We start from the raw sequence: 21,065 nt of genomic DNA, 5'->3' as shown, positions 1-21,065 counted from the left end.
TCGAGCTTCAGTTTGCCGTTGACAATCTGACTAGCGACACCGTATGCGCGGTCAGAAGCACAGCGATCGAGAAAATAACGCTGCGGGCGCCTAGTGAGGTTGGACAAGCGGTTTAGCTGATGTTGGGGCGTGAGCAGGATCATTGCCAGAAGCGTGGAGAAACCCTTGCTGGAAGTATTAATCGAAAGCCGTCCTTAAACGCTGCTGCAGCCTGTCGAGCTCTTTCTCCGCCTCAATCGTTACACCCACGCCGTCTGTTCGGTTGAGTGAGCTACCAAATGACCAAATGAACAAGCCGAAGGCACTTTATCTGACGCGACTTGCTGCGCGAAGCAGCGCCAGCTGTGGTGCTTCAAACGCATGACAACGATTTTCGACATTGTCGTCACCTTTGACGGTTATGTGATAGGCGTCGTTGTTCTCAAACCCGTATTTTACGCCCACATAACTGGAATCGCAGCGAATTATTGTTCGTGAGCTCAATCGGCCTGCTTGGCACGAATCTTGAGAGCTATTGCGAGGCAGCGGAACGGTCTTCGCATCCGCGTTGCGGGACAACCGCATCGGTTCGAACACGTGGAGGAAAATAAATCAAGGAGGATCGGGTGCGGCATTTTAATACCCCGCAGCACCTAAAACGTGTCGCAGATCAAAACAACAGGAACAAAAACATGCCACGCCGACCAGCCGGGAGTATCTCACAAATCGCTTTTTATCCAGCGTTATGGGTATCTGGTCGGCATGTGGCGCTTGGCATTGCTCTTGCAAATCGACTGCTGCACGTAAGTACAAAATCCCCCTGGAGGACACAAACTACGGAAGGACCAAAGCCATTAAACTTCGTCAGAAAGGAAGTATACGGGCATGGGCTACTATCCAGCTCAGATAACAGCTAAAGGCGTAAAGATCGATCGTCTTCATGGGATCGATAAGGCGCAAGCAATACAGCGGCTGAAGCATGGCACGGATGTATATACGACCAAGTCAAAGGCTCATACTCTAGCGAAGGAGCTCAGCCAAGGCCAAGGCACTTGGAAGGACGACGCCCATGTGATCGGTGGTTATCGGCACTACCATGACGTATGTCACCAACACCGCAGCCACATTTTTTTTGGGGAACCGCATTTGCCAGGGAGGGCCGGATAAAGAGCCCAAACCCGCGATGATTCCAGCCAAGGAGTAAGATCGTGCAAGGACCACAGATCCCCACTTTTCGCTTTTGCGGCGCAAACTTCTGGTGGCGCTCAAACTCCGTACGCGGAAGATTCACTATCGGTCGATGCTAATGGCGAAGGAACAGTTTCGGGCCTCGACTATGTAATCCCAGCGCATTCAAAGGGTTCAGTGAAAGCAAATCTCGCAGTCGCAGCACTCACGAGCCAGCAAGCTCAGAATATCGACGCGTTGTTCAAATCCCTTCTTTCAGGATCAGCTCGTGAAAAATTCGAATCTTTCGAAAACCTCCATGGAACGGGTAACCTGAATTTTTTCCGATTTCTTTTCGCCGGCATTGAAGCAGATTATAATAAAACGCGCCACCTTCTAAAGAGCTCAGGCCTAACGGATGATAACATTAAAGAGCTCGTTACGATGATCTCAGATACGGTGAAAAAAATGTCGACGGTGTCCCTCGACCTTTACATCGACAATACCGGCAACGACTATTCAGTGTCCGGCGAGATCAAGGTCTATACGATTGAGGGAAAGATCAGTTCAGACAAGAACGTGGTCGAATATCGTGTTCTGGCGAACAAGGGGACTGCTGGTGCGAACGGTGCAACAGCTCCCACGAATGTGAAGGTAATTCCACTCGACTAGTTGCCTATGCGGGGGGCGGGACATTCGTAGGTGAGCGGGCCCGCCCCCCGGTAGGCTAAATCGGGGGTTGCTCTCCAAAGGCCAGAGCGGAGCCCTATGTCAAGCGAGGCGAACCACGAAACGGGATAGCTTAATTTTCATTGGTTTGGATATGTCCAAGCTGAGGATTTCAGTTGCAGTTGGAAATGGAGCGCGGAACGGCGAGGTGCGGTTTTTCGGCGATATCTCTTCCGAGCCGGCGTCGGTGGCGTCGATGGTAAACAAGCTTTCCAAGCGTGGAACCAAGCTCCACTTTTGCTAGAAGGCCGGTCCCACTGGTCACGGTCTCTACCGGCAAATTGCCGAATTGGGGCATGATTGCATTGTTGTGGCGCCGTCCTTAGTGCCCAAACAGCCGGGCGACCGGTGAAGACGAAGCGCCGCTCGGGCAAGTTGACCGCATCTGAAAACATCCTGGTTCTTGATCTAGCGCAACGCAATCGTCCTGCGTTCCTGCTTTCTGGAGGTGGAACACTCCTGCGATCTTATCAGCAACAAAGACCGCGCACTCGACTTGCTCGAGCTCCCGCTGAAGTCGCTGAGCGGGCAATGCCTGGGGCGGGCCGTCTGAACGAGAAGGCTTTATCATATCTGCTGCAGACGCTCCCCTGTCCCGAAATTTGATCAACTCCAGGAAAGGACAACGGATGGTCCGCGAATACTTCCATTCCCTGACGGGGTCGACGCAGCCAGCCTCGCAACGGCACGGCGACACTGACCCAGCAACACCAACGGCTTGCGCAGCGGACAACTCTGACGCAACAAAAAGGCGATCTGAGGCGAAAAAGCTCAGGACCAAGACGGAGGCGCCAGACGAAACACGCGGTCAGTTGATGAAGCGCGTCATTACCGGAATCGCAGTCACTTCCTGTCTACTGGTGGCCACCCCATCATTGGCCGCCGCAGACAACGCTCTGTTTTCCTCCGACGACGGCAATTTCGTCGTTTTCGGCGGACTCGGCCTCGCCAACATAAAGGCCCAGGAATTTGTCTATGACGGCGACCACAAGGTTAGCCAGCTGAACTGGGAAAGCAAGGGGATGACCCTTTTCACTGTTGGTGTGGACGCGCACATTGGCAACGACTGGAGCTTGAAGAGCAGCGTTGAAATCGGCACGGGCGGCAACGGTCACATGGTTGACTACGACTGGGAAAGTGCAGGGCATGATGACTGGAGCGACCGCTCAATCCATCCCCTTACCGAACTCGATCACTATGTTGCCGGAGCGATCCAATTGGACCGGATGATCTATGGAAACGAGACCGGCAGTATCGCGGTCGGCGCCGGTGTCCGGTATACCGACGTCAAGTGGAGCGCCTATGGCGGGTACGGCATCTATACGGAGGATAAGTTTCGGGATACACCTGTGGCATGGCCAGACTGGGAAAGAGGCATTAGTTACCGGCAACAAATTCCGATTGGCTTCGTCAGCCTGAGCGGCGAATACAACTTTGGCGGTCTCACCATCAGCGGGGGCCTTCAGACCGGCTTGAGCTTCGGCATCAAGGACATCGACGACCATTGGGCGAGGGATCTCCGTTTTCATGATGACATTGACCCAGCGCCGACAATCGGCGCAACTGTTGCCCTTGACTACGCGATGACGCCAGCTGCTTCGCTCTATCTGTCCGGTTTATTCGAGCGCGTTTTTAACAGCCGCGGCGGAACGCAAGAAGAGGACACTGAGGAGGGCACACGCTCCGCTTGGCAGAAGGATGCGGCCGGGGCAAACTTTCAGTCGATGTCGCTCTCCATCGGCCTGAAGGTCACGTTTTGACGTGGTAGCGAGCCACTTTGCATAAGAAGACTATCGCCGCGCACCAGTGTGACTATTCCGGGACACAACAGTTCTTGAAAATTGGAGTCGGAACAAGAGCAGTTTGAAATCGTACGGTAAATCTGAACGGTGCAGGACCAATGCCGTGGTGGGGATTTCGGGATCGATCCCTGTAGATTGCCATCGAAGGCGACAGCTTTGATTTCGCTGTCCAGCCCGGGTCGACCGCTTTCGCGCAAATTGATGGTGCATCAAGCCGGGCGATGGCAAATCGCGAGCCTTTCGATATGACAGTCGAGAGGACAGGCGACGCTCGACAAAATGCCTCAGGCCTGTTGTCGGGGTGACGATATCAGGGCCGTTTCGCCGTCCGGGTGGAGTTGGTCAGGGTTGCGCAGCCCGGTCGGCGGCGGATGGCTCGGGCGCAATCATATACTTTAGCTTTCGCAACCGGATCGCTCACATCACTCGGCGACACGTTGGCTCGTCAACGCTTGCCGCCGTCGGGCGATGGCGGAAGGATCCTTCGTAAAATCCGTCTTTCGTCCAGGCTTGGTGCCGCGTTTCTGATAACCGTTGCTCACGCTGCCATCGGGAATGCCGAACATGTGATCCGTCTGTCCGGTGCGACGCGGGCCACTTTTGCTGCGCTGCTGCTGACGCCCAGCCTGTAGCTCAGCGACGATCGAAAGCATGCCGTCCAGGCGCTTGTTCTCGACCACCTCGGATCGGTGTACTGACCGTAACGTATCGAACGTCCTGTAGGGCAGGGGGCTTCCCCGTCTGTGATCTCAAGTCATCCGTCAGGATAATCGCAAACGACAACCTTCTTGCCCGCCAGCGCCGTTGCGCGCTCTGTCGGATATGAACAAGACCTTGTCGTAGCGCAGCGTCAAGGAATGCGACAGCTTGCGAACCTCCTTGCGGCACATGGCACCATCCAGGTTCTCGTGATCCGCCAGCGGCCGATGCATGTCCTTCGGATTGCGTGGAGGCTTGCCAAAACGGGTGTTGAAATCCGCCATGAACTCCGGCGCATAGGCGTTGGCCGCCTCGATCGTATCGATACCGCGAAGCCGCAGTTCCTTCACCAGCCGATCCTGCAGCGTCTGATTGGCCCTTTCTACGCGGCCTTTGGCCTGCGGGATTCCAGTTTTCGAGATCGTGGTCATTAGCTCGAGTTGCTCGGCATTTAGCTGAGCTGCGGACTGCAGGAGAGTCGGCCAAGAGCGTGCTTTTCTTCCGCCACCTTCCTCTGGTTGATCCTATAGCGCGTCGGCAAACTCTGATATTGTATGATGGAGTGCATCTGTCTTCATGCACTCGTGTGTAACATGTGATCCAGAGCGCGTTCAGCCAATCTAAAGAACTGATCCACCAAACGCGAGATCGAACCTATAAACACCCTGCGTGAGGGTAGGACAGTCGGAATGTGTCAACGACTGAAGACTCGCTTGTATTTATAATCGCAGCGTCGTCCCGTCTTTCTGTCCTCTCGTTGATGTGGATCAAGGAGCAATTTGCGGCTTCGTGACAGTCCTGGCGAGAAAGACGGCCGCGACGCGGTCGTCGGCGTACTGGGGACGACATCATGAATTACACAACGGAAACGATGGTGATCGCGATCGCGGCGTTTCTAGCGCTGCTAGTAGCCGCATTTGCGCATGATCATCTCTTTGCGGTCCATATGGGCATACTTTGCCTCTGCCTCGTTATGGGCGCTGTGCTGATGCTCAGGAAGGTTGACGTTGCGCCGGCAGGCCAACGACGAAAAGTCGATATATCGGGCTATTTCGACGAGGTGATCCGCTACGGCCTGATCGCCACGGTATTCTGGGGCGTGGTCGGCTTCCTCGTCGGCGTTGTTGTTGCCCTGCAGCTGGCCTTTCCCGACCTCAACATTGCGCCCTATCTCAATTTCGGCAGGCTGCGGCCAGTCCACACATCGGCGGTCATCTTCGCCTTTGGCGGCAACGCGCTGATCATGACGTCGTTCTACGTGGTGCAACGCACCTGTCGCGCACGTCTTTTCGGCGGCAACCTGGCTTGGTTAGTATTCTGGGGCTATCAGCTTTTTATCGTGATGGCTGCGACCGGATACGTTCTTGGAATCACTCAAGGCCGTGAATATGCCGAACCTGAGTGGTACGTCGACCTCTGGCTGACCATCGTTTGGGTGGCCTATCTCGCCGTCTATCTCGGCACGATCCTCAAGCGCAAAGAGCCGCATATCTACGTGGCAAACTGGTTCTATCTCGCCTTCATCGTCACCATCGCGATGCTGCACGTGGTCAACAACCTTGCGGTTCCGACCTCATTCCTTGGCTCCAAGAGCTATTCTGCCTTCTCGGGCGTCCAGGACGCGCTGACCCAATGGTGGTACGGCCACAACGCCGTCGGCTTCTTCCTCACCGCCGGCTTCCTGGGAATGATGTATTATTTCGTGCCGAAGCAGGCCAACCGACCGGTCTATTCATACCGGCTTTCGATCATCCACTTCTGGGCGCTGATCTTCTTGTATATCTGGGCCGGCCCGCATCATCTGCACTACACGGCACTGCCCGACTGGGCCCAGACGCTCGGCATGGTCTTCTCGATCATGCTCTGGATGCCCTCCTGGGGCGGCATGATCAACGGCCTCATGACCCTTTCGGGTGCCTGGGACAAGATCCGCACCGATCCGATCATTCGTATGATGATCGTCGCCATTGCCTTTTATGGCATGTCGACCTTCGAAGGCCCGATAATGTCTGTGAAAACAGTCAATTCGCTCAGCCACTATACCGAATGGACGATCGGTCACGTGCATTCCGGCGCACTCGGCTGGGTCGGGATGATCACCTTCGGGGCGATTTACTACCTGACGCCGAAGCTGTGGGGGCGCGAGCGTCTCTATAGCCTGCGGATGGTCAACTGGCATTTCTGGCTCGCAACGCTTGGGATTGTCGTTTACGCGGCCGTGCTCTGGGTTGCCGGCATACAGCAGGGGCTGATGTGGCGCGAATACAATTCCGAGGGCTTCCTCGTCTATTCCTTCGCCGAGACGGTCGCGGCGATGATCCCCTACTACGTGCTGCGCGCGATCGGCGGAGCTCTTTATCTGGCGGGCGGCCTCGTCATGGCCTGGAACGTGTTCATGACGATCCGCGGCCACCAGCGCGACGAAGCTGCAATCCCGACCACTTTCGTGCCCCAGGCACAGCCTGCCGAATGAGGTGAGACATGGCATCGATATTGGATAAACATAAGATCCTCGAAAAGAATGCGACGCTTCTTCTGGTCGGCTCGCTGCTCGTCGTCAGCATCGGCGGCATCGTAGAAATCACACCGCTGTTCTATCTGCAGAACACGATCGAGAAAGTGGAAGGCATGCGGCCTTACACACCCCTCGAGCTGACGGGGCGCAACATCTACATCCGCGAAGGCTGCTATGTCTGCCACAGTCAGATGATCAGGCCGTTCCGCGACGAGGTGGAGCGTTACGGTCATTACTCGCTAGCCGCGGAATCGATGTACGATCATCCGTTCCAGTGGGGATCCAAACGTACTGGGCCGGACCTGGCCCGTGTTGGGGGACGCTATTCGAACGAATGGCATGTCCAGCATCTGGCAAATCCGCGCGCCGTCGTGCCGGAATCGATCATGCCGAGCTACGCCTTCCTCGAGGAGCGGGAAGTGACGGTCAAGGGTGTCGGAATGGACCTCAAGGCCAATGAGAACGTCGGCGTCCCCTATAACGACGACATGCTGGCCAATGCCGAGGCAGACATGAAGGCGCAGGCCGATCCGAACGCCGACACGATGGCCCTGCTCGCGCGCTATCCAAAGGCCAAGGTCGGCGATTTCGACGGCGATCCCGCCCGGCTGACCGAAATGGACGCCTTGGTGTCCTACCTGCAGATGCTCGGAACGCTCGTCGATTTTTCGACCTACGACGACGCGACCGGCTACCGTTGAGGTGATCCATGGAAACCTACACTGCAATGAGACACTTCGCCGACAGTTGGGGCCTCCTGGGTATGGCGGCCTTCTTTACCGGCGCGGTTCTGTTCACGCTTCGCTCGGGAAGCAAGCAGATGGCCGACGAGGCCGCCGATATTCCGTTGAAGGATGATTGAGATGTCGGAAAAACACATTGATGAAGTAAGCGGTGTCGAAACGACAGGACATGAATGGGACGGCATCCGCGAGCTCAACAATCCCATGCCCCGCTGGTGGGTGTGGACCTTTTACGCCACCATTGTCTGGGCGGTGGGCTATGCGATCGCTTATCCCGCCATCCCGATGATCAGCTCCGCCACGAAAGGATATCTCGGCTACTCCACGCGCGCCGAACTGCAGCAGGAGCTGGACCAGGTTAAGGCGTCGCAGATGAAGCTGCATGACCTGATCGCAGCAAAGACGGTGCGGGAGATTGCTTCCGATCCTGCCCTTCGTGAATTCGCGATCGCCGGGGGCGCGTCTTCGTTCAAGGTAAACTGCGCCAACTGTCATGGCTCGGGAGCGAGCGGCGGCCTCGGCTTTCCCAACCTCAACGACGATGACTGGCTGTGGGGTGGGGACCTCGATGCTATCCAGGCGACGATTGCGCATGGGGTCCGTTTCGAATCCGATTCCGAGACGCACGCTTCGGAGATGCCGCCCTTTGCCGATGTTCTGGATCCCGTCCAGACAAGGCAGGTCGCGGCTTACGTCTGGGGACTGACCAATACACCGTCGGATCCTGGTCTCGCAGAGGCCGGAAAACAGGTCTTCGTCGATAACTGTGCCGCATGTCACGGCGACGACGCCAAAGGCAAGGCCGAAATGGGCGCGCCGGATCTCGCCGATGCGATCTGGCTGAAGTCACGCGGCGAGGATGCGATCATCCGCCAGGTAGCCGCTCCCAAGCACGGCGTCATGCCAGCTTGGTCAAGGCGTCTCGGCGACACGACAGTCAAGGAACTGACAATTTTCGTGCATTCGCTTGGCGGGGGAACGTGAGGAGAACAGAATGAGCGACCATGAACACAATCCGCTCATAGCCCTGTACGGCGTTCCGCGCGCGGTCATCCACTCTCGTGTCTCGGCGAGGAACCAGCATGAGGCTCCGCAGAGCGAGGAGGACGGTTCGGAGAAGATCGGCAATTGCATGTTCAGCTTGATCTCGCTCAAAGATCAGTCGACGACCCGCCGATAATTGCGCTTCGACGTCCCAGCGAGTCCTCTCCAAAGAGTGGTTAATTTCCCGCGGTGCCTTCATCGGCTGGTGCCCGAAGACTTAGAACGGCTGAAGGTTCATCCTCGACGCTTCTTTTGGGGGCCACGTCTCCTGTCCAGCGTGGCCCTTCTTTTTCCGATCGGATCCTTGACCTGAATCAAGGAGCACCGGATCCGAAGGCGGGAAAAGGAGGGGCAGAAAAACCGGAAAGCGGTCATGGATTTCTACACAACTCCTGATGCAAAAGAGGTGCCCCGGATCGGCTCAGAACCTGTGAGCGAGCGGAAGAACCACGAGCCTTTGTACGGAACGCGCAAGAAGGTGTTCCCGAAGCGTGCAGAGGGACGATTCCGTCGGTTCAAGTGGATCATCGTGCTGATTACGGTCGGCATCTACTATCTCGCTCCATGGATTCGCTGGGAGCGGGGTCCTTACGCGCCTGACCAGGCAATCCTCATCGACCTTTCTTCACGGCGCTTTTTCCTTTTCTTCATCGAAATCTGGCCTCAGGAATTTTATTATGTAGCGGGTCTCCTCGTCATGGCGGGGTTAGGCCTGTTTCTCGTCACTTCCGCGGTTGGCCGCGCATGGTGCGGCTACGCTTGTCCGCAAACCGTCTGGGTTGATCTCTTTCTCGTCGTCGAACGTGCGATTGAAGGCGATCGAAACGCGCGAATGAAGCTTGACGCTGGTCCCATGAGCTTTGCCAAGCTAAGGAAGCGTGTGGTCAAACATTCGATCTGGCTGCTGATCGGCGTCGTCACCGGCGGAGCGTGGATCTTTTATTTTGCCGACGCGCCGAGCCTGTTTGTTTCCCTGTTCACCGGCCGCGCTCCTGCGGCCGCCTACACGACCGTCGCCATCCTTACTGCAACGACCTATGTGCTCGGCGGTCTGATGCGAGAGCAGGTGTGCACTTACATGTGCCCGTGGCCACGCATCCAGGGTGCGATGCTCGACGAAAATTCTCTAGTCGTCACCTACAATGACTGGCGGGGCGAGCAGCGGTCGCGTTACCCGAAGAAAGCTCTAGCCAGGGGCCTGCCGGTCGGGGATTGCGTCGATTGCAACGTTTGCGTGGCGGTGTGTCCGATGGGAATCGATATCCGCGACGGGCAGCAGATGGGGTGCATCACATGCGCGCTCTGCATCGACGCCTGCGACGGTGTCATGGACAAGCTCGGAAAGCCTCGCGGCCTGATCGCCTACGCTACGCTGAGCGAATACGCGAGCAACCTGTCGCTTGCCACGGACGAAGGACGAACGGGCGTTCAGCCATCCAGGGTTCGAAACGAGGATGGGACCTACGTGCCGGCGATCCGGCACTTCAACTGGCGTATCAACTTTCGTCCTCGAACCGTCTTTTACGCAGTCGCCTGGGCGTCGGTCGGCTTGGCCATGCTCGTCCATCTCACCTTTCGGGAGCGCCTTGAACTCAACGTCGTTCACGACCGAAACCCCCAATATGTTCTGGAAAGCGACGGCTCGCTGCGGAATGGCTACACGCTTCGTGTCTTGAACATGGTGCCGACGCCGAGGGATCTGAACATAAGCCTGGTCGGGCTGGAGGGGGCGACGATGCGCATTCCCGCGTTCGGCAAAGAAGCCGCTCGCAACTTTACAGTCCATGCCGAACCCGACGCGGCCACGACGCTCAAGGTCTTCGTTACGCGCGAGCCTACCGGAGCCGCGATCAATGAATTTCTGTTCGTTATCGAAGATACTAATCATGCCGATCGGGCAACCTACCGCGCGGCGTTCAATGCACCGGGAGACATCAAATGAAGACCTCCGCTCAAGGTTTTACAGGCCTGCACATGATGCTTTCGACCTCCTCATTCTTTTGCGTGGTTATCGCGGTGAACGTCACCATGGCCTTCTATGCCTCCTCCAGCTGGAGCGGTCTCGTCGTGGAAAACACCTATGTCGCCAGTCAGGAGTTCAACCGCAAAGCGGCGGCGATGAAGGCGATGGCCACTTCCGGCATCGAGGGAACCCTCTCCATAAAGGGGCACGAGATCCGCTACGACATTCACGACAAGAGCGGATCGCCTGCGATGGTCGACGACGTCGTTCTGAATTTCAAACGGCCGGTCGGAGACCACGAGGACTTGCACCTAACGCTCAGGAAGACAGCCGCGGGGCGGTTCGAAGCGGAGCATGGCCTAGCCGAAGGTGACTGGATCGTCGAGGCCATCTCGCGAAACGGCGGCGTGGTCGTCATGCATGAGGCAAAACGCATCGATACCGCGGAGTTAGGCCAATGACCTGCTGTACCATGGACGCGGAAAGCGTACTTGCCCTCAGCACGACATCATCCAGTGCCGAAGAGGTTCGCCTTGCAAGCCAGCCGCTCGGCGAGGGCTTGCGTCAGCTGGACCTGAGTGTTCCCGACGTTCACTGCGGCGGCTGCATTTCGACCATCGAAAGGGCGTTGTTGGCGCTTCCCTTCGTCAAGACAGCACGAGTCAATCTCACGGCGCGAAGGGTGAGCTGCGTTTACCAGGAGGAGATCGAGACGGGCGCTACCGATCCGTCCAAGATCCTTACAGCGATCAACTCGGCCGGCTATCGAGCGCATTTCTTCACCCTCTCAACCCCCGAGAACGACAAGACCAGAAATCAGCTTCTCCTCGCGATCGGCGTTTCCGGTTTTGCGGCTGCCAACATCATGTTGCTCTCGGTATCGGTCTGGTCGGGCGCGGATGCCGCGACACGCGACATGTTTCATTGGATCTCGGCGATGATAGCAGCGCCCGCGCTGGTTTACGCGGGGCGCTTCTTCTTCAAATCGGCCTGGAATGCGCTGCGACATGGGCGCACCAACATGGACGTTCCGATCTCACTCGCCGTGACGCTCTCCTATGCCGTTTCATTGTGGGAGACCGTCCATCACGGCGAGCATGCGTGGTTCGACGCTTCGGTCTCGCTGCTCTTCTTCCTGCTGATCGGCAGAACCCTCGATCATGTCATGCGGGAAAAGGCTCGGGCGGCGATCAACGGACTCGCAAGACTGGCCCCGCGCGGAGCATTGCTGATCAATCCGGACGGGTCGCGACGCTACATTGCCGTAGAAGAAATCGCGGCGGGGGATGAAATCTCGATAGCCGCAGGCGAACGGGTTCCCGTCGATGGCACAGTCGTCAGCGGAGAAAGCGACGTCGACCTCTCCATCGTCACCGGCGAGAGCAGCCCCGTCGCCGTCACCAACAACAGCGAAGTGAGTTCCGGGGCGATGAATCTGACCGGCTCGCTCGTGTTGCGGGCGACGAGAATTGCCAAGAATTCGCTTCTCTCGGAGATCATCGGCCTGATGGAAGCCGCCGAGGGCGGAAGAGCTCGCTATCGCAGGATCGCCGATCGCGCTGCTACACTCTATTCCCCGGTCGTGCATCTGCTGGCGCTGGTCTCTTTCCTTGCCTGGGGCATCCTGGCCGGAGACTGGAAACAGGCCATGCTGGTCGCCATAGCGGTGCTGATCATCACCTGCCCATGCGCATTGGGTCTTGCTGTGCCCGTGGTCCAGATCGTCGCCGCGGGGGAGCTTTTCCGGAAGGGCATCATGGTGAAGGATGGCTCAGCACTTGAAAGGCTGGCCGAGACCGACACCGTGGCCTTTGACAAGACGGGCACCTTGACGATGGGCAGTTCGCGCCTTGTCAGAGTGGACGCCATGGACGAGAGCGCCACTGCAATCGCCCGCGGATTGGCCGCGCATTCACGGCATCCTCTTTCTCGGGCTCTGGTGCGGGACACCGAAGCCGCCCCCACCTCCTTCGACAGGGTCACGGAAATCCCCGGCGGGGGACTGGAAGCCAGGCACGGAGCGGATGTCTATCGATTGGGAAACGCGGCGTTTGCCTGCGGAACCAGCGTCGTGCCCCGCATCGCCGACAGTCCGTTCTCGGAAGTGGTCCTGTCGAAGAATGGCGTCGATCTTGCCCGCTTCTTCTTCGATGACACGCTTCGTCCGGGTGCTTGCGTGGCCATTGCCCGGCTCGACGCAGCCGGCCTTGAAACGCTGATCGTGTCGGGCGACAGGCAGACCGTCGTCGACAATACGGCGCATGCCCTGGGTATCGAGAGGGCTTTGGGCTCTCTGACGCCGAAACAGAAGGTCGAGGAATGCCAGAGGCTGAATGGCGAAGGTCGTCGCGTGCTCATGGTTGGCGACGGTATCAACGACGCCCCGGCGCTTGCTGCGGCGCATGTTTCGATGGCTCCGGCCACGGCCTCCGATATCGGCAGACAGGCGGCCGACCTGGTTTTCTTCAATGATCGCCTTGACGCTGTTCCGGAAGCAATTGCCGTTGCGCGAAGATCCGCCAGCCTCATCCGACAAAACTTCGCTCTAGCCATCGGTTACAACGTTCTGGCGGTACCGATCGCCATCGCCGGATTGGCGACACCGCTCATAGCGGCGGTGGCAATGTCGACATCGTCGATCATCGTCGTTACGAACGCCCTGCGCCTGAACGCGTTCGGCAAGCGTCGGGATATGCAAATTCGAGGGGCGATTGGCAGGAATGCGGAGGTCAAATCCGCGTGAACATGTTGATCTACCTCATACCGATCGCGCTGCTGATGGGAGGAATGGGCCTCCTGGCATTCCTATGGTCGCTGAAGAGCGGCCAGTATGACGACCTTCAAGGCGCCGCCTGGCGAATCCTCGCCGACGACGAAGTCGATCAACGAGAACCCTAACCGCACGCTGGATCCAAACACGAAAGGAAGATGGATGCTTGCGAACAATTCCGTACTTCTGCAGTCTGAGCTGTTTGCTGGTTTGGATCAGGCGGCTGTGGAGCAATTCACCGCAACGGCTGAGCTTCGAAGCTTCGCCCCTGACGAGATGATCATAGCCGAGGGCCAGCAGGCATCGTTCGTCTACTGCGTCATGAATGGGTTTGTGCGACTTTCAAAATCGGAATCCGCCGGGCGCGAGGCGGATATCTGCGTGTGCGAGCCGGGCGACACCTTTGGAGAGTATCTACTCGCGGGAGGCGGCTCCTACGCTTATAGCGCCCGGTCCGCCGACGGGGCTAAGGTCGCGCTGTTTGCGCTTGCGGATTTGCAGGCGTTTGCCGACCAACATCCGGTCGTACACCGCAACGTCATGCGAATCATGGTCAGGCACCTGCTCGGCGCGATGGAATGTATTGCGGGAGACCGATTGCTTACAGCCGCCCAACGGGTGGCAAACTACCTTATGAGCCGCTGCCCGGCTTCTGCCTCGCAGGTCACGTTTCGCCTGCCTTACCGGAAGAGAATTCTGGCCGGCAAACTTGGGCTTGCACCCGAAGCCCTCTCGCGCGCATTTGCGACGCTCGCGGCGTCGGGTGTCGAAGTCAGAGGCAATGTCGTTCTGGTCGATAGTGTCAGCCAGCTTCGCAAGGCATGCTGACCATTGGATCACCGGGCCAACTGTCGAGGTTCGCGGCGCTGTTCCTGCCGTATTAAGTACATGAAGCTCTTTTCAACGGCGTACCTGTTCGCAGCAGACTCAAGCCTCTCAAGGCCTCCACACACTACGAGTTCATTTGCAAAGCATGGGCTTCACAACCGAGCGCTTCACCTTCGATTCGCTCTATCGAATGCCAGGTTTAAACATCCAGCGCGTGCCACTCATTTCATTATCTGTCGCGCAGTGCGGGGAGCCGGAAGATTCCGACTAGCCCAATAGTGTCTATCCTATTAGTGATGCAATGATGCGGGCATTTATGCCGACATAGGCATCGAATGCTCGAGCCGAAGACATTCGCGACACTAGTGCTTCAGATTACGACGATATCACAAGCTTTTCGCGTGCCCAGGAAGCCCTGTTAACCCACGTTCGTTCACCTCTTGTACGACCCTTGGGACGGCACCCCGTTCTAGGTCAAGGTGGTTCATCAACGCGGACTCCACCAAGTTCGTTGCGGCGCCTAGTTCGGACATTGCGGCAATTAATTTCTCGAGGCTTTCGACAAATGCGGGCCTAAGTTCCGATGCGGTTATTTCCATTCGTAGAGGATGAGTGCAAAAACAGAATCGTTGAACGATTTTACATGCCTCGCAATTCGATGCTTCTTCGGCGATTCTAGTAAATATCGCTTCTGCCGTTAGGGCGAGTTCGTCGGGGGACAATTTATCTGCCACGGCCCAGCTCTCTGGGATCTGCGGCCGCTTTCGATTTAACGCCGAGATTAGCGTCTCACTTCCAACAACATAAAAATCTAACAGAGTACCCTCCAACATTGGCCTGGTGAAAAAGCCCTTCTGAGGGATGTATTGGATCTTCCCTTCAGCTGCTAGTCGCTGAAGTGCTTCGCGAATTGGTGTTCGACCAAGATCAAGATTAGACGCCAGATCCTGTTCCCTGAGATGTTGCCCCGGCACACGGCCGTTATTGTGGAGAATTCGTCGAATAGCATCGTAGGCAATATCGGCCTTTGCAGGTTCTGGTTCAGTAGAAAAGTTTGTGTCAGCCCCACGCTGTGGGGGCGCGTTCTTGCAACACCGCATTTGATGGTTTTCCTCTGTCGATGTCCTTCGGGGACCCTACAGGAGCTTATTCATTGATATCGGGCGGCGTTCCGATTCAAGGCCGAATAATTGGCCTCACCATATCGGCACGCGTTTTAACCCAGGCGAGATTCGGGGACCTTTATAACAGCCGCGGCCGCAGTTGGCTGCTATCGCACTCTCTCGCCGCTGAGTTCAACGGAATGGGCAAGAGATCGCTGTCGGGCGATCTTCATCTCTGGCCTGTCAGATCTGATTTTGTCTGGGTGCATGTTGTCACGTCGGTTCACCTAAGCCTCCCGTCGCTGACCGGGGTAGACCCCCGTGCCGCGTGTTGACCAGATCTAGACGGCGCTCCGCGATATATCAACACATAACATTGATATTTTTTTTGATATATTTTGGCCTTTCGCGCTAGCTTAACGTTTTGTTTTTTCTGCTGTTGGCAAAGAACTCAGGCAGCGTATAATTTGTGAAGCATTATCCGGCCCGGTGAAAGGTTTGCGCGGATTTCCGAGTTGGCGATTCCGGTTGGCGGATCGAAAAAGCTCTAGCTGGTATGGTCGGTTACGAGTCACTCAAGCAGACCGAATAGTTCCCGTCTATCTGGGCAAAGCCAACACGTTTGGCGGATCGAGTATATCCCCACCTTGGCACCGATTGTCACGGACGCGAATTTTGTGAGAAAATAGAAGAGCATGGAAAAGGCGACCCGAGTGTATCATTGACGTTGTCAGAATTGTTGATCAACCATTTTCGAGCGCATGGGCGACGAAGACTTCGGCCAGCATCTTGAATCCCAGACATTATGAGAGCTAACTTGAGTTGATGCGCCAGCTGGACGAGTTGATGCTGGGTGATGTTTGCGCTTTATGAATTTTAGTCGATCGAGGATGCACCCCTTTCGACCGGAACAATCATCGGGTCTGAAGTTCGGTTGCGACGAAGCAGCTCGCGGGATGGGCCAAAGAGTGTAGACGAGTTCTTCGAAAACGCGCGTCCGCAATACTGAACAGTCGCTGCCTCATCATGTCGTCGCCATTTGATTTCGTTCCAAATCCAGCAATGCGCTACACGCCTAAGCTTTGATATTTGTGCCCCAGCCCTCGAGTTCCAAGAGCATATGCACGCAACCTTAGCCACCGACATGTCGGTCTAAATAACCTCCTGGAAACGCGGTCAGAGCGGGCATTGACATACAGGGGTCCCAAAGCGGAAGCCCGACCAGGCGGGCGTCCAGCCGGACAATCAGCTTGCGAGCAATAAGGTCCGCAGTCGCCTCCTCAATCTCCATCAGGCTCGCCCCCTTCAGCTGTCCACCCAGGCGAGCCTCTGGCATGCCTTGATCAGCAGCCAGCAGGATTTCACGCGCCAAGCCTTTGACTCGCTGTTCACGCTCCACTGCGACGTTACGTGTGTCCTCGACTATAATCTCGTCACCGCTATCGTGCATCGCTAGCATGGGTGGCGTCAGGCCGCGCCATGCGTCCCCCCAGGCATCCATACCTTGAATAACCGCTTGAACGCCGGGGCGGCGGTTTGCGTCAAGTGCGCGGAAATCGCGGCGGGCATCATCGTCTTCACTGTCTTCGAAGTAGTAAACCTGATCCGCAAGATCGCGCTCAGAGAGCGGATAGACGTAGCGATAGGAAGCCGCCGGGCTGAGCGCCAGCCCATATTGGTCGGCTGCGCGATAATAGAGACTGAAGCGCTGGTAGCGCAATCTAACAGCGTGTCCCGGCTGCAAATGATGCAGCAACGGCAACAGGCGACCCATTTGAGAGTACCAAGCGTCGCTCTCGCGGGGGGAGCCCCATAGGACGCTCCAGATGACCCGCACGCCAAACTGGCGACACCATTTCAGGAGCTGAACATTTTGCGCTGCCGTCGTTCCCTTACCCATAAGCTTCAAAGCACGGCTATCCAGGCTTTCAATACCTGGTTGGATCCAGCGAACGCCGCCTGCGGCCAACTTCTCGACTTCGTGGCGCTTCAAATTGGCTTTGACTTCAAAGAGGATGGCGAGCTTTTCGGGTAAGGCTATGAGGCGTGGCAAGGCCTTTTCAACGTAGTCAGTCGCCAGAATGTTATCCACCGCCTCGATGCGCGACGTGCCGTAGCGCGCAGACATCTCGATCATCTCCTCTGGGACTTGCGCAGCCGGTTTCTGGCGGTAGGTCATCAATGCGCCGTTCAGGCCGCAGAACGTGCAGGGGCTGCTGCGCCGCCACCAGCAGCCGCGAGAGAACTCCATCGGCAGCCCAGGATAAACGCGGTCGGCATAGAGCGATCGCTCAAGCTCGACAAAATAATCCGAGAAATCAGGCAGCGGCAGGGCATGTATATCCTCGACTACCGCGCGGGGCACCAAGTCGCCTGTCAGCGTGGCGGGATAGCCGGCCTGGCGATGAGCTGGGCCGAAAACGCCGAACGGCAGGTCGGCGGGTGGGATGTCGCGACCATGAGTGAGGATGTCGCGACAAAGCCCTCCGATCAGCGTGTCGGCCTCCCCCGACACGACGTAGTCGACCCACGAGAACCGCGCATGAGTAGTACGTCCCATCACGGATTCACAATTTGCACCTCCCATAAGGGTGATTAAGCCTGGCGCGAGCTCGCTCAAGCGCCGCAGCAACGCGAGCGAGGGAACATGCTGATTGAATGTTGAGGAGCAGCCGACGATAGCCGGGCGTGCCTTGAGTATCTTGCCGCATGTCCAATCGATGAAGCCGCCGATGAGCGAACGCAACTTGAGGAAATTAGCACGAAGCTCGGCCTCATTTTTATGTGGGCACGGATTGCGCCGGAAATACCGGTCGAGGAACAGGGGGTGGTTGGTTTCGAAGTCGGGAAATGCGACGCCGGCGAACAGCCAGTCAACAAGCGCCTCCTCCGGAGGGGAAGTCTCAAGTAAATTATAGTGGGCGAGGCCAGCGTATTCCAGAAACGAGATATTGGCATAAACTGTCCTCGATTTCAGGCCGGCCCGCGTCAGCGCCGACTGCAGCAGACCAAGCGCCAGCGACGGTCGTTCAACTGCTGACATAGGCATGTTCACCAGAACGATCGGCATATCGGCGCTCATGTCGTGCCCTCGCCATTCCGCCAGGCAAAGCGCTCGTCGAGGTCCTCTTCGAGCAATCCTCTCATGTGCAACTGGTCGAGCTCATCGGCAGCTGCTATGGCGCTCGCTCCATCCGTTACGACCTGCGCAACCAATTCCGACGCAGTACAATGGCCAGCTGCGATCAGATTTCCAACGGAGGAGGCGGCGTTGTCGGGCACCTGATACTCAAAGTGGCAAGATCGGAGGAGGAAGTGATGGCGCTTGGCCTCGTACTGCAAGTCGCCGCGGAAGCGGATCGGCCGGTTGGGAGGTGGGCTCTCGTGCATGTGCTCATCAATCATGTTTTGGACTTCGTCCCGGAACTCATCTGGCGTTGCGAAGAAACGCTCATCCACGATGCGGTAACCGAGAGGCCAACGTCCGCTCGCCGGTACCGGCGTCACCAATTGCACACGCCGCCGCAGCATGTTTACGAGAAAGCCGGAAACGCAGGCGATCGTCGTGTGATCGCTCTCAGATTCCACGATTGGATCGCCGTTTTTGACTGCGCTGAATTTCTCCTTTCGCGCGCGGCCGGCGAAAGCTTTCGACCCATCCCCTTGCCCTGCAGGACGAGTTCAACGCCCATCAGGTCCTCAGGCGAAAATGCCGCGTGGATCTGATTGAGTTGGTCCGTGCTCAGCACGGAAAAGCGATTGGTCACGCAACGGTAGCATTCGAACAGCTCGAGCACGCGCTTGGTGAGTGCCAGATCCTTGAGAGGCATTGCCGTCGTTGTTTGAGGCAATGTGCCGGTAATTTGATAGTAGTCGAAGAGAAAGCGGTCGTAGTCGGGATTATCCATCGGGTCTGTGGCGCAATAACAGAAGCCAGTGTTCGCTGCCGAACCAAATATTTCCCTCGCGACGCCGACCACGCCGCGCCAGAGGCCTGCATGCTCTTTGCTATATTCATAAGAACCCTTGAACTGCCCCGCCGAGAGGCCGCAAAACCAGCAACCCCCGGTGCAGCCTTCGCTCAGCTCGAAGGCAATGACGGGGTGTGTAATCGACTTTGCCGATGTGCCCAACACGTCGTCGCAGCGGCGTATTTGGCGCTCGCGCCACGCATGGAAACGAGGGTAGGTCACCGACATACTGCCTTGGTCGCGCAGGATGTCGCGATGGCGCACCATCTCATCCATATACTCACGCCAAGTTACAGCCAATGGCCACGACGCACACTCCGGCTTGCGATAGAATTTACGCCAGAATGCCTGAGTGGTAGCATCTCCATCGGGTCGACTTCAATCCCGTAGCGGGCAGTTACGCTACGAGGGTTGCCGACGTTCTCCGAAAGCGCGCTCTTGAATGCCGCGTCGCCGTGAGGCATTCCATGATGCGCTTTATATGGGCCAACGTGCGGACATCTCCAGGTGTCCGCCAGTCAAAGATCTGGCGATAGTGTTCCTTAGCAGAGTGGGTCACGAGGTTACCTCCCATTTCCACTTTCGCATTGGTCACGGGGGGTGAATGCGCACGCCCCGTGACCGTTTGTTAAATGAGGACCGCAGCGACCACGACAATCGCTTCGGCAGCTTCAAAGACTGTCGTTGCCGCTTGCGCCGCCTCAACAGCGCTGGTGGCGGCCACAATGTTTGGACTGCCTTGATAGAGGTCACAACGTCCGAATGGCGCTTGCCGGCAGCTCGATCGGTCTGCTTGTCGGTCATGCCACCGGGGCTTCTGGCTTTTGTGAAACTTTTGGCCTCATCGATCGTGAAATCAGTAGCCGTGCGTCTTTCCGCTTGCCACCAGTGATGCGAGACCGGTAGCATTCGTTTTCACGTATTCCAGCAGGCTACCGTCTTTCTCCAGATCGCCAACGAACGCTCAAGCTCAGCTTTGGACATCTTTAATCTCCTTCACGTATTCCTGTAGGGTGACGTCTTTCCCCAGATCGCCAACGGAACCCTTAAGTTCAGTTTTGGAGATCTTTAATCTCCAGATCGCCTCGAGCTCAGAAAGCCTTGGCCGTGCGTGACGCATGATACGTCTTCGGCGTCTCTCCAACATCGACATCCTCACCGCGGATCCCGGCGAGCACGTCCGTCCCCTTGTGGCACTTGCCGACATTCTCGGCGATTTGCCACTTCCGCACTTTCCCGCCATAGTTTGTACTCCTTCACGTGTTCGGCCCAATGCGGCTATCCCGCAACGCGGATGCGGCGGCCGTTCCGCTGCCTCGCAATAGCTCTCAAGATTCGTGCCAAGCCGGCCGATTGAGCTGACGAAAAATTATTTCGCTGCTATTTCAGGGATGTGGGCGGAAAATACGGGATCGGGCGAAGAGGAATGCATGTCGCGAAGCTGACAAAGGTGACGACGATGTCGTAAATTGGATGTGGAGAATTTCGGTCAGTCGGGTCATCTGGACTGCATTTGTCGACTTGCGACCCATGCAGGATGAAATTACGGAGATCGCACTGTCCTCAATTTTGGTGGAGGGGGGTCCGATCGCCGATGTCTGACGCAAAGCAGAAGCTTCTAAACGCCACTTTCTAAATTAGAACAAAATATACCGGTCTGATGCTCTCGCAAGTGAAGCGTCTACGCCATTTTGGAAGGGCGAACGTCAAGCTGAGGCGGACTGTCGCCGAGCTATCGCTGAACAAGACCGT

General features: G+C 57.0%; 17 protein-coding genes and 2 pseudogenes. 13 read left to right on the top strand and 6 right to left on the bottom strand.

Annotation, left to right across the window (positions count from 1 at the left end):
* Positions 1 to 1,344 precede the first annotated feature (1,344 nt).
* From HFO99_RS23620 to HFO99_RS23615, 3 genes and pseudogenes are all read left to right on the top strand, one after another.
* Entirely contained in the window at positions 1,345 to 1,818 is a 474-nt protein-coding gene (locus HFO99_RS23620; protein ID WP_222034430.1) for a hypothetical protein, read from the top strand.
* A gap of 151 nt (positions 1,819 to 1,969) precedes the next feature.
* A pseudogene (locus tag HFO99_RS33830) lies at positions 1,970 to 2,224 on the top strand (IS110 family transposase); the annotation flags it as partial.
* A 280-nt stretch (positions 2,225 to 2,504) separates the two neighbouring features.
* A complete protein-coding gene (locus tag HFO99_RS23615; protein ID WP_260690014.1) occupies positions 2,505 to 3,635 on the top strand; it encodes an omptin family outer membrane protease in 1,131 nt (376 codons plus the stop codon).
* A gap of 464 nt (positions 3,636 to 4,099) precedes the next feature.
* On the opposite strand, the pseudogene HFO99_RS23610 reads toward HFO99_RS23615, so the two are convergent.
* Positions 4,100 to 4,783 (bottom strand): annotated as a pseudogene (locus HFO99_RS23610) (ISNCY family transposase); the annotation flags it as partial.
* Positions 4,784 to 5,226: 443 nt separating this feature from the next.
* Between HFO99_RS23610 and ccoN the strand changes: the two are divergent.
* The 10 genes from ccoN (at position 5,227) to HFO99_RS23560 (ending at position 14,239) form a co-directional block, all read left to right on the top strand.
* The gene (gene ccoN / locus HFO99_RS23605) at positions 5,227 to 6,849 is read left to right on the top strand and encodes a cytochrome-c oxidase, cbb3-type subunit I (RefSeq protein ID WP_222363967.1); all 1,623 of its coding nucleotides are present in this window, start codon (positions 5,227 to 5,229) and stop codon (positions 6,847 to 6,849) included.
* An 8-nt stretch (positions 6,850 to 6,857) separates the two neighbouring features.
* Complete coding sequence (gene ccoO, locus HFO99_RS23600; protein ID WP_221980494.1) at positions 6,858 to 7,592, top strand: cytochrome-c oxidase, cbb3-type subunit II; 735 nt, start codon at positions 6,858 to 6,860, stop codon at positions 7,590 to 7,592.
* A gap of 8 nt (positions 7,593 to 7,600) precedes the next feature.
* The gene (locus HFO99_RS23595) at positions 7,601 to 7,753 is read left to right on the top strand and encodes a cbb3-type cytochrome c oxidase subunit 3 (RefSeq protein WP_221970343.1); all 153 of its coding nucleotides are present in this window, start codon (positions 7,601 to 7,603) and stop codon (positions 7,751 to 7,753) included.
* 1 nt (position 7,754) lies between these two features.
* Complete coding sequence (gene ccoP / locus HFO99_RS23590) at positions 7,755 to 8,618, top strand: cytochrome-c oxidase, cbb3-type subunit III (protein WP_222034432.1); 864 nt, start codon at positions 7,755 to 7,757, stop codon at positions 8,616 to 8,618.
* A gap of 10 nt (positions 8,619 to 8,628) precedes the next feature.
* Complete coding sequence (locus tag HFO99_RS23585; RefSeq protein WP_221951586.1) at positions 8,629 to 8,814, top strand: hypothetical protein; 186 nt, start codon at positions 8,629 to 8,631, stop codon at positions 8,812 to 8,814.
* A gap of 237 nt (positions 8,815 to 9,051) precedes the next feature.
* A complete protein-coding gene (gene ccoG, locus HFO99_RS23580; RefSeq protein ID WP_222363966.1) occupies positions 9,052 to 10,620 on the top strand; it encodes a cytochrome c oxidase accessory protein CcoG in 1,569 nt (522 codons plus the stop codon).
* A complete protein-coding gene (locus tag HFO99_RS23575) occupies positions 10,617 to 11,102 on the top strand; it encodes a FixH family protein (protein WP_221951584.1) in 486 nt (161 codons plus the stop codon). Before ccoG ends, HFO99_RS23575 begins: the two co-directional genes overlap by 4 nt.
* Complete coding sequence (locus HFO99_RS23570) at positions 11,099 to 13,384, top strand: cation-translocating P-type ATPase (RefSeq protein WP_222363965.1); 2,286 nt, start codon at positions 11,099 to 11,101, stop codon at positions 13,382 to 13,384. The genes HFO99_RS23575 and HFO99_RS23570 overlap by 4 nt, the downstream gene beginning before the upstream one ends.
* Positions 13,381 to 13,539 (top strand): cbb3-type cytochrome oxidase assembly protein CcoS, encoded by a 159-nt coding sequence (gene ccoS, locus HFO99_RS23565; RefSeq protein WP_168346206.1) that lies wholly within the window; start codon positions 13,381 to 13,383, stop codon positions 13,537 to 13,539. Before HFO99_RS23570 ends, ccoS begins: the two co-directional genes overlap by 4 nt.
* A 34-nt stretch (positions 13,540 to 13,573) precedes the next feature.
* Positions 13,574 to 14,239, top strand: coding sequence for a Crp/Fnr family transcriptional regulator (locus tag HFO99_RS23560; protein ID WP_222034435.1), 666 nt, complete (start codon positions 13,574 to 13,576; stop codon positions 14,237 to 14,239).
* Between the two features lie 386 nt (positions 14,240 to 14,625).
* Here HFO99_RS23560 and HFO99_RS23555 read toward each other — a convergent pair whose 3' ends face one another.
* The 5 genes from HFO99_RS23555 to HFO99_RS23535 form a co-directional block, all read right to left on the bottom strand.
* Positions 14,626 to 15,339 carry a GntR family transcriptional regulator gene (locus HFO99_RS23555; RefSeq protein ID WP_168263606.1) on the bottom strand — a complete coding sequence of 238 codons (714 nt, stop codon included), beginning with the start codon at positions 15,337 to 15,339 and terminating at the stop codon, positions 14,626 to 14,628.
* A gap of 1,135 nt (positions 15,340 to 16,474) precedes the next feature.
* Positions 16,475 to 18,424, bottom strand: a complete 1,950-nt coding sequence (locus HFO99_RS23550; protein ID WP_222363964.1) for a RiPP maturation radical SAM C-methyltransferase — start codon at positions 18,422 to 18,424, stop codon at positions 16,475 to 16,477.
* Positions 18,421 to 18,930, bottom strand: a complete 510-nt coding sequence (locus HFO99_RS23545; protein ID WP_221951581.1) for a hypothetical protein — start codon at positions 18,928 to 18,930, stop codon at positions 18,421 to 18,423. Before HFO99_RS23545 ends, HFO99_RS23550 begins: the two co-directional genes overlap by 4 nt.
* The gene (locus HFO99_RS23540) at positions 18,876 to 19,613 is read right to left on the bottom strand and encodes a hypothetical protein (RefSeq protein WP_222364151.1); all 738 of its coding nucleotides are present in this window, start codon (positions 19,611 to 19,613) and stop codon (positions 18,876 to 18,878) included. Before HFO99_RS23540 ends, HFO99_RS23545 begins: the two co-directional genes overlap by 55 nt.
* A gap of 791 nt (positions 19,614 to 20,404) precedes the next feature.
* Positions 20,405 to 20,545 carry a hypothetical protein gene (locus tag HFO99_RS23535; protein ID WP_163926343.1) on the bottom strand — a complete coding sequence of 47 codons (141 nt, stop codon included), beginning with the start codon at positions 20,543 to 20,545 and terminating at the stop codon, positions 20,405 to 20,407.
* Between the last annotated feature and the right edge of the window lie 520 nt (positions 20,546 to 21,065).

The organism is Rhizobium leguminosarum, assembly GCF_019798305.1.
In the GTDB taxonomy this organism is placed as follows: Bacteria; Pseudomonadota; Alphaproteobacteria; order Rhizobiales; family Rhizobiaceae; genus Rhizobium; species Rhizobium leguminosarum_U.
This window is presented reverse-complemented; position numbering and strand designations above follow the sequence as displayed.

Excerpts from the sequence above, each read along its gene's own strand:
- HFO99_RS23595 (WP_221970343.1), top strand. The coding sequence starts at position 7,601 with ATGGAAACCTACACTGCAATGAGACACTTCGCCGACAGTTGGGGCCTC.
- ccoO (WP_221980494.1), top strand. The coding sequence starts at position 6,858 with ATGGCATCGATATTGGATAAACATAAGATCCTCGAAAAGAATGCGACG.
- HFO99_RS23550 (WP_222363964.1), bottom strand. The coding sequence starts at position 18,424 with ATGAGCGCCGATATGCCGATCGTTCTGGTGAACATGCCTATGTCAGCA.
- ccoN (WP_222363967.1), top strand. The coding sequence starts at position 5,227 with ATGAATTACACAACGGAAACGATGGTGATCGCGATCGCGGCGTTTCTA.
- HFO99_RS23575 (WP_221951584.1), top strand. The coding sequence starts at position 10,617 with ATGAAGACCTCCGCTCAAGGTTTTACAGGCCTGCACATGATGCTTTCG.
- HFO99_RS23570 (WP_222363965.1), top strand. The coding sequence starts at position 11,099 with ATGACCTGCTGTACCATGGACGCGGAAAGCGTACTTGCCCTCAGCACG.
- HFO99_RS23560 (WP_222034435.1), top strand. The coding sequence starts at position 13,574 with ATGCTTGCGAACAATTCCGTACTTCTGCAGTCTGAGCTGTTTGCTGGT.
- HFO99_RS23555 (WP_168263606.1), bottom strand. The coding sequence starts at position 15,339 with ATGCGGTGTTGCAAGAACGCGCCCCCACAGCGTGGGGCTGACACAAAC.
- ccoG (WP_222363966.1), top strand. The coding sequence starts at position 9,052 with ATGGATTTCTACACAACTCCTGATGCAAAAGAGGTGCCCCGGATCGGC.
- ccoP (WP_222034432.1), top strand. The coding sequence starts at position 7,755 with ATGTCGGAAAAACACATTGATGAAGTAAGCGGTGTCGAAACGACAGGA.
- HFO99_RS23615 (WP_260690014.1), top strand. The coding sequence starts at position 2,505 with ATGGTCCGCGAATACTTCCATTCCCTGACGGGGTCGACGCAGCCAGCC.
- HFO99_RS23585 (WP_221951586.1), top strand. The coding sequence starts at position 8,629 with ATGAGCGACCATGAACACAATCCGCTCATAGCCCTGTACGGCGTTCCG.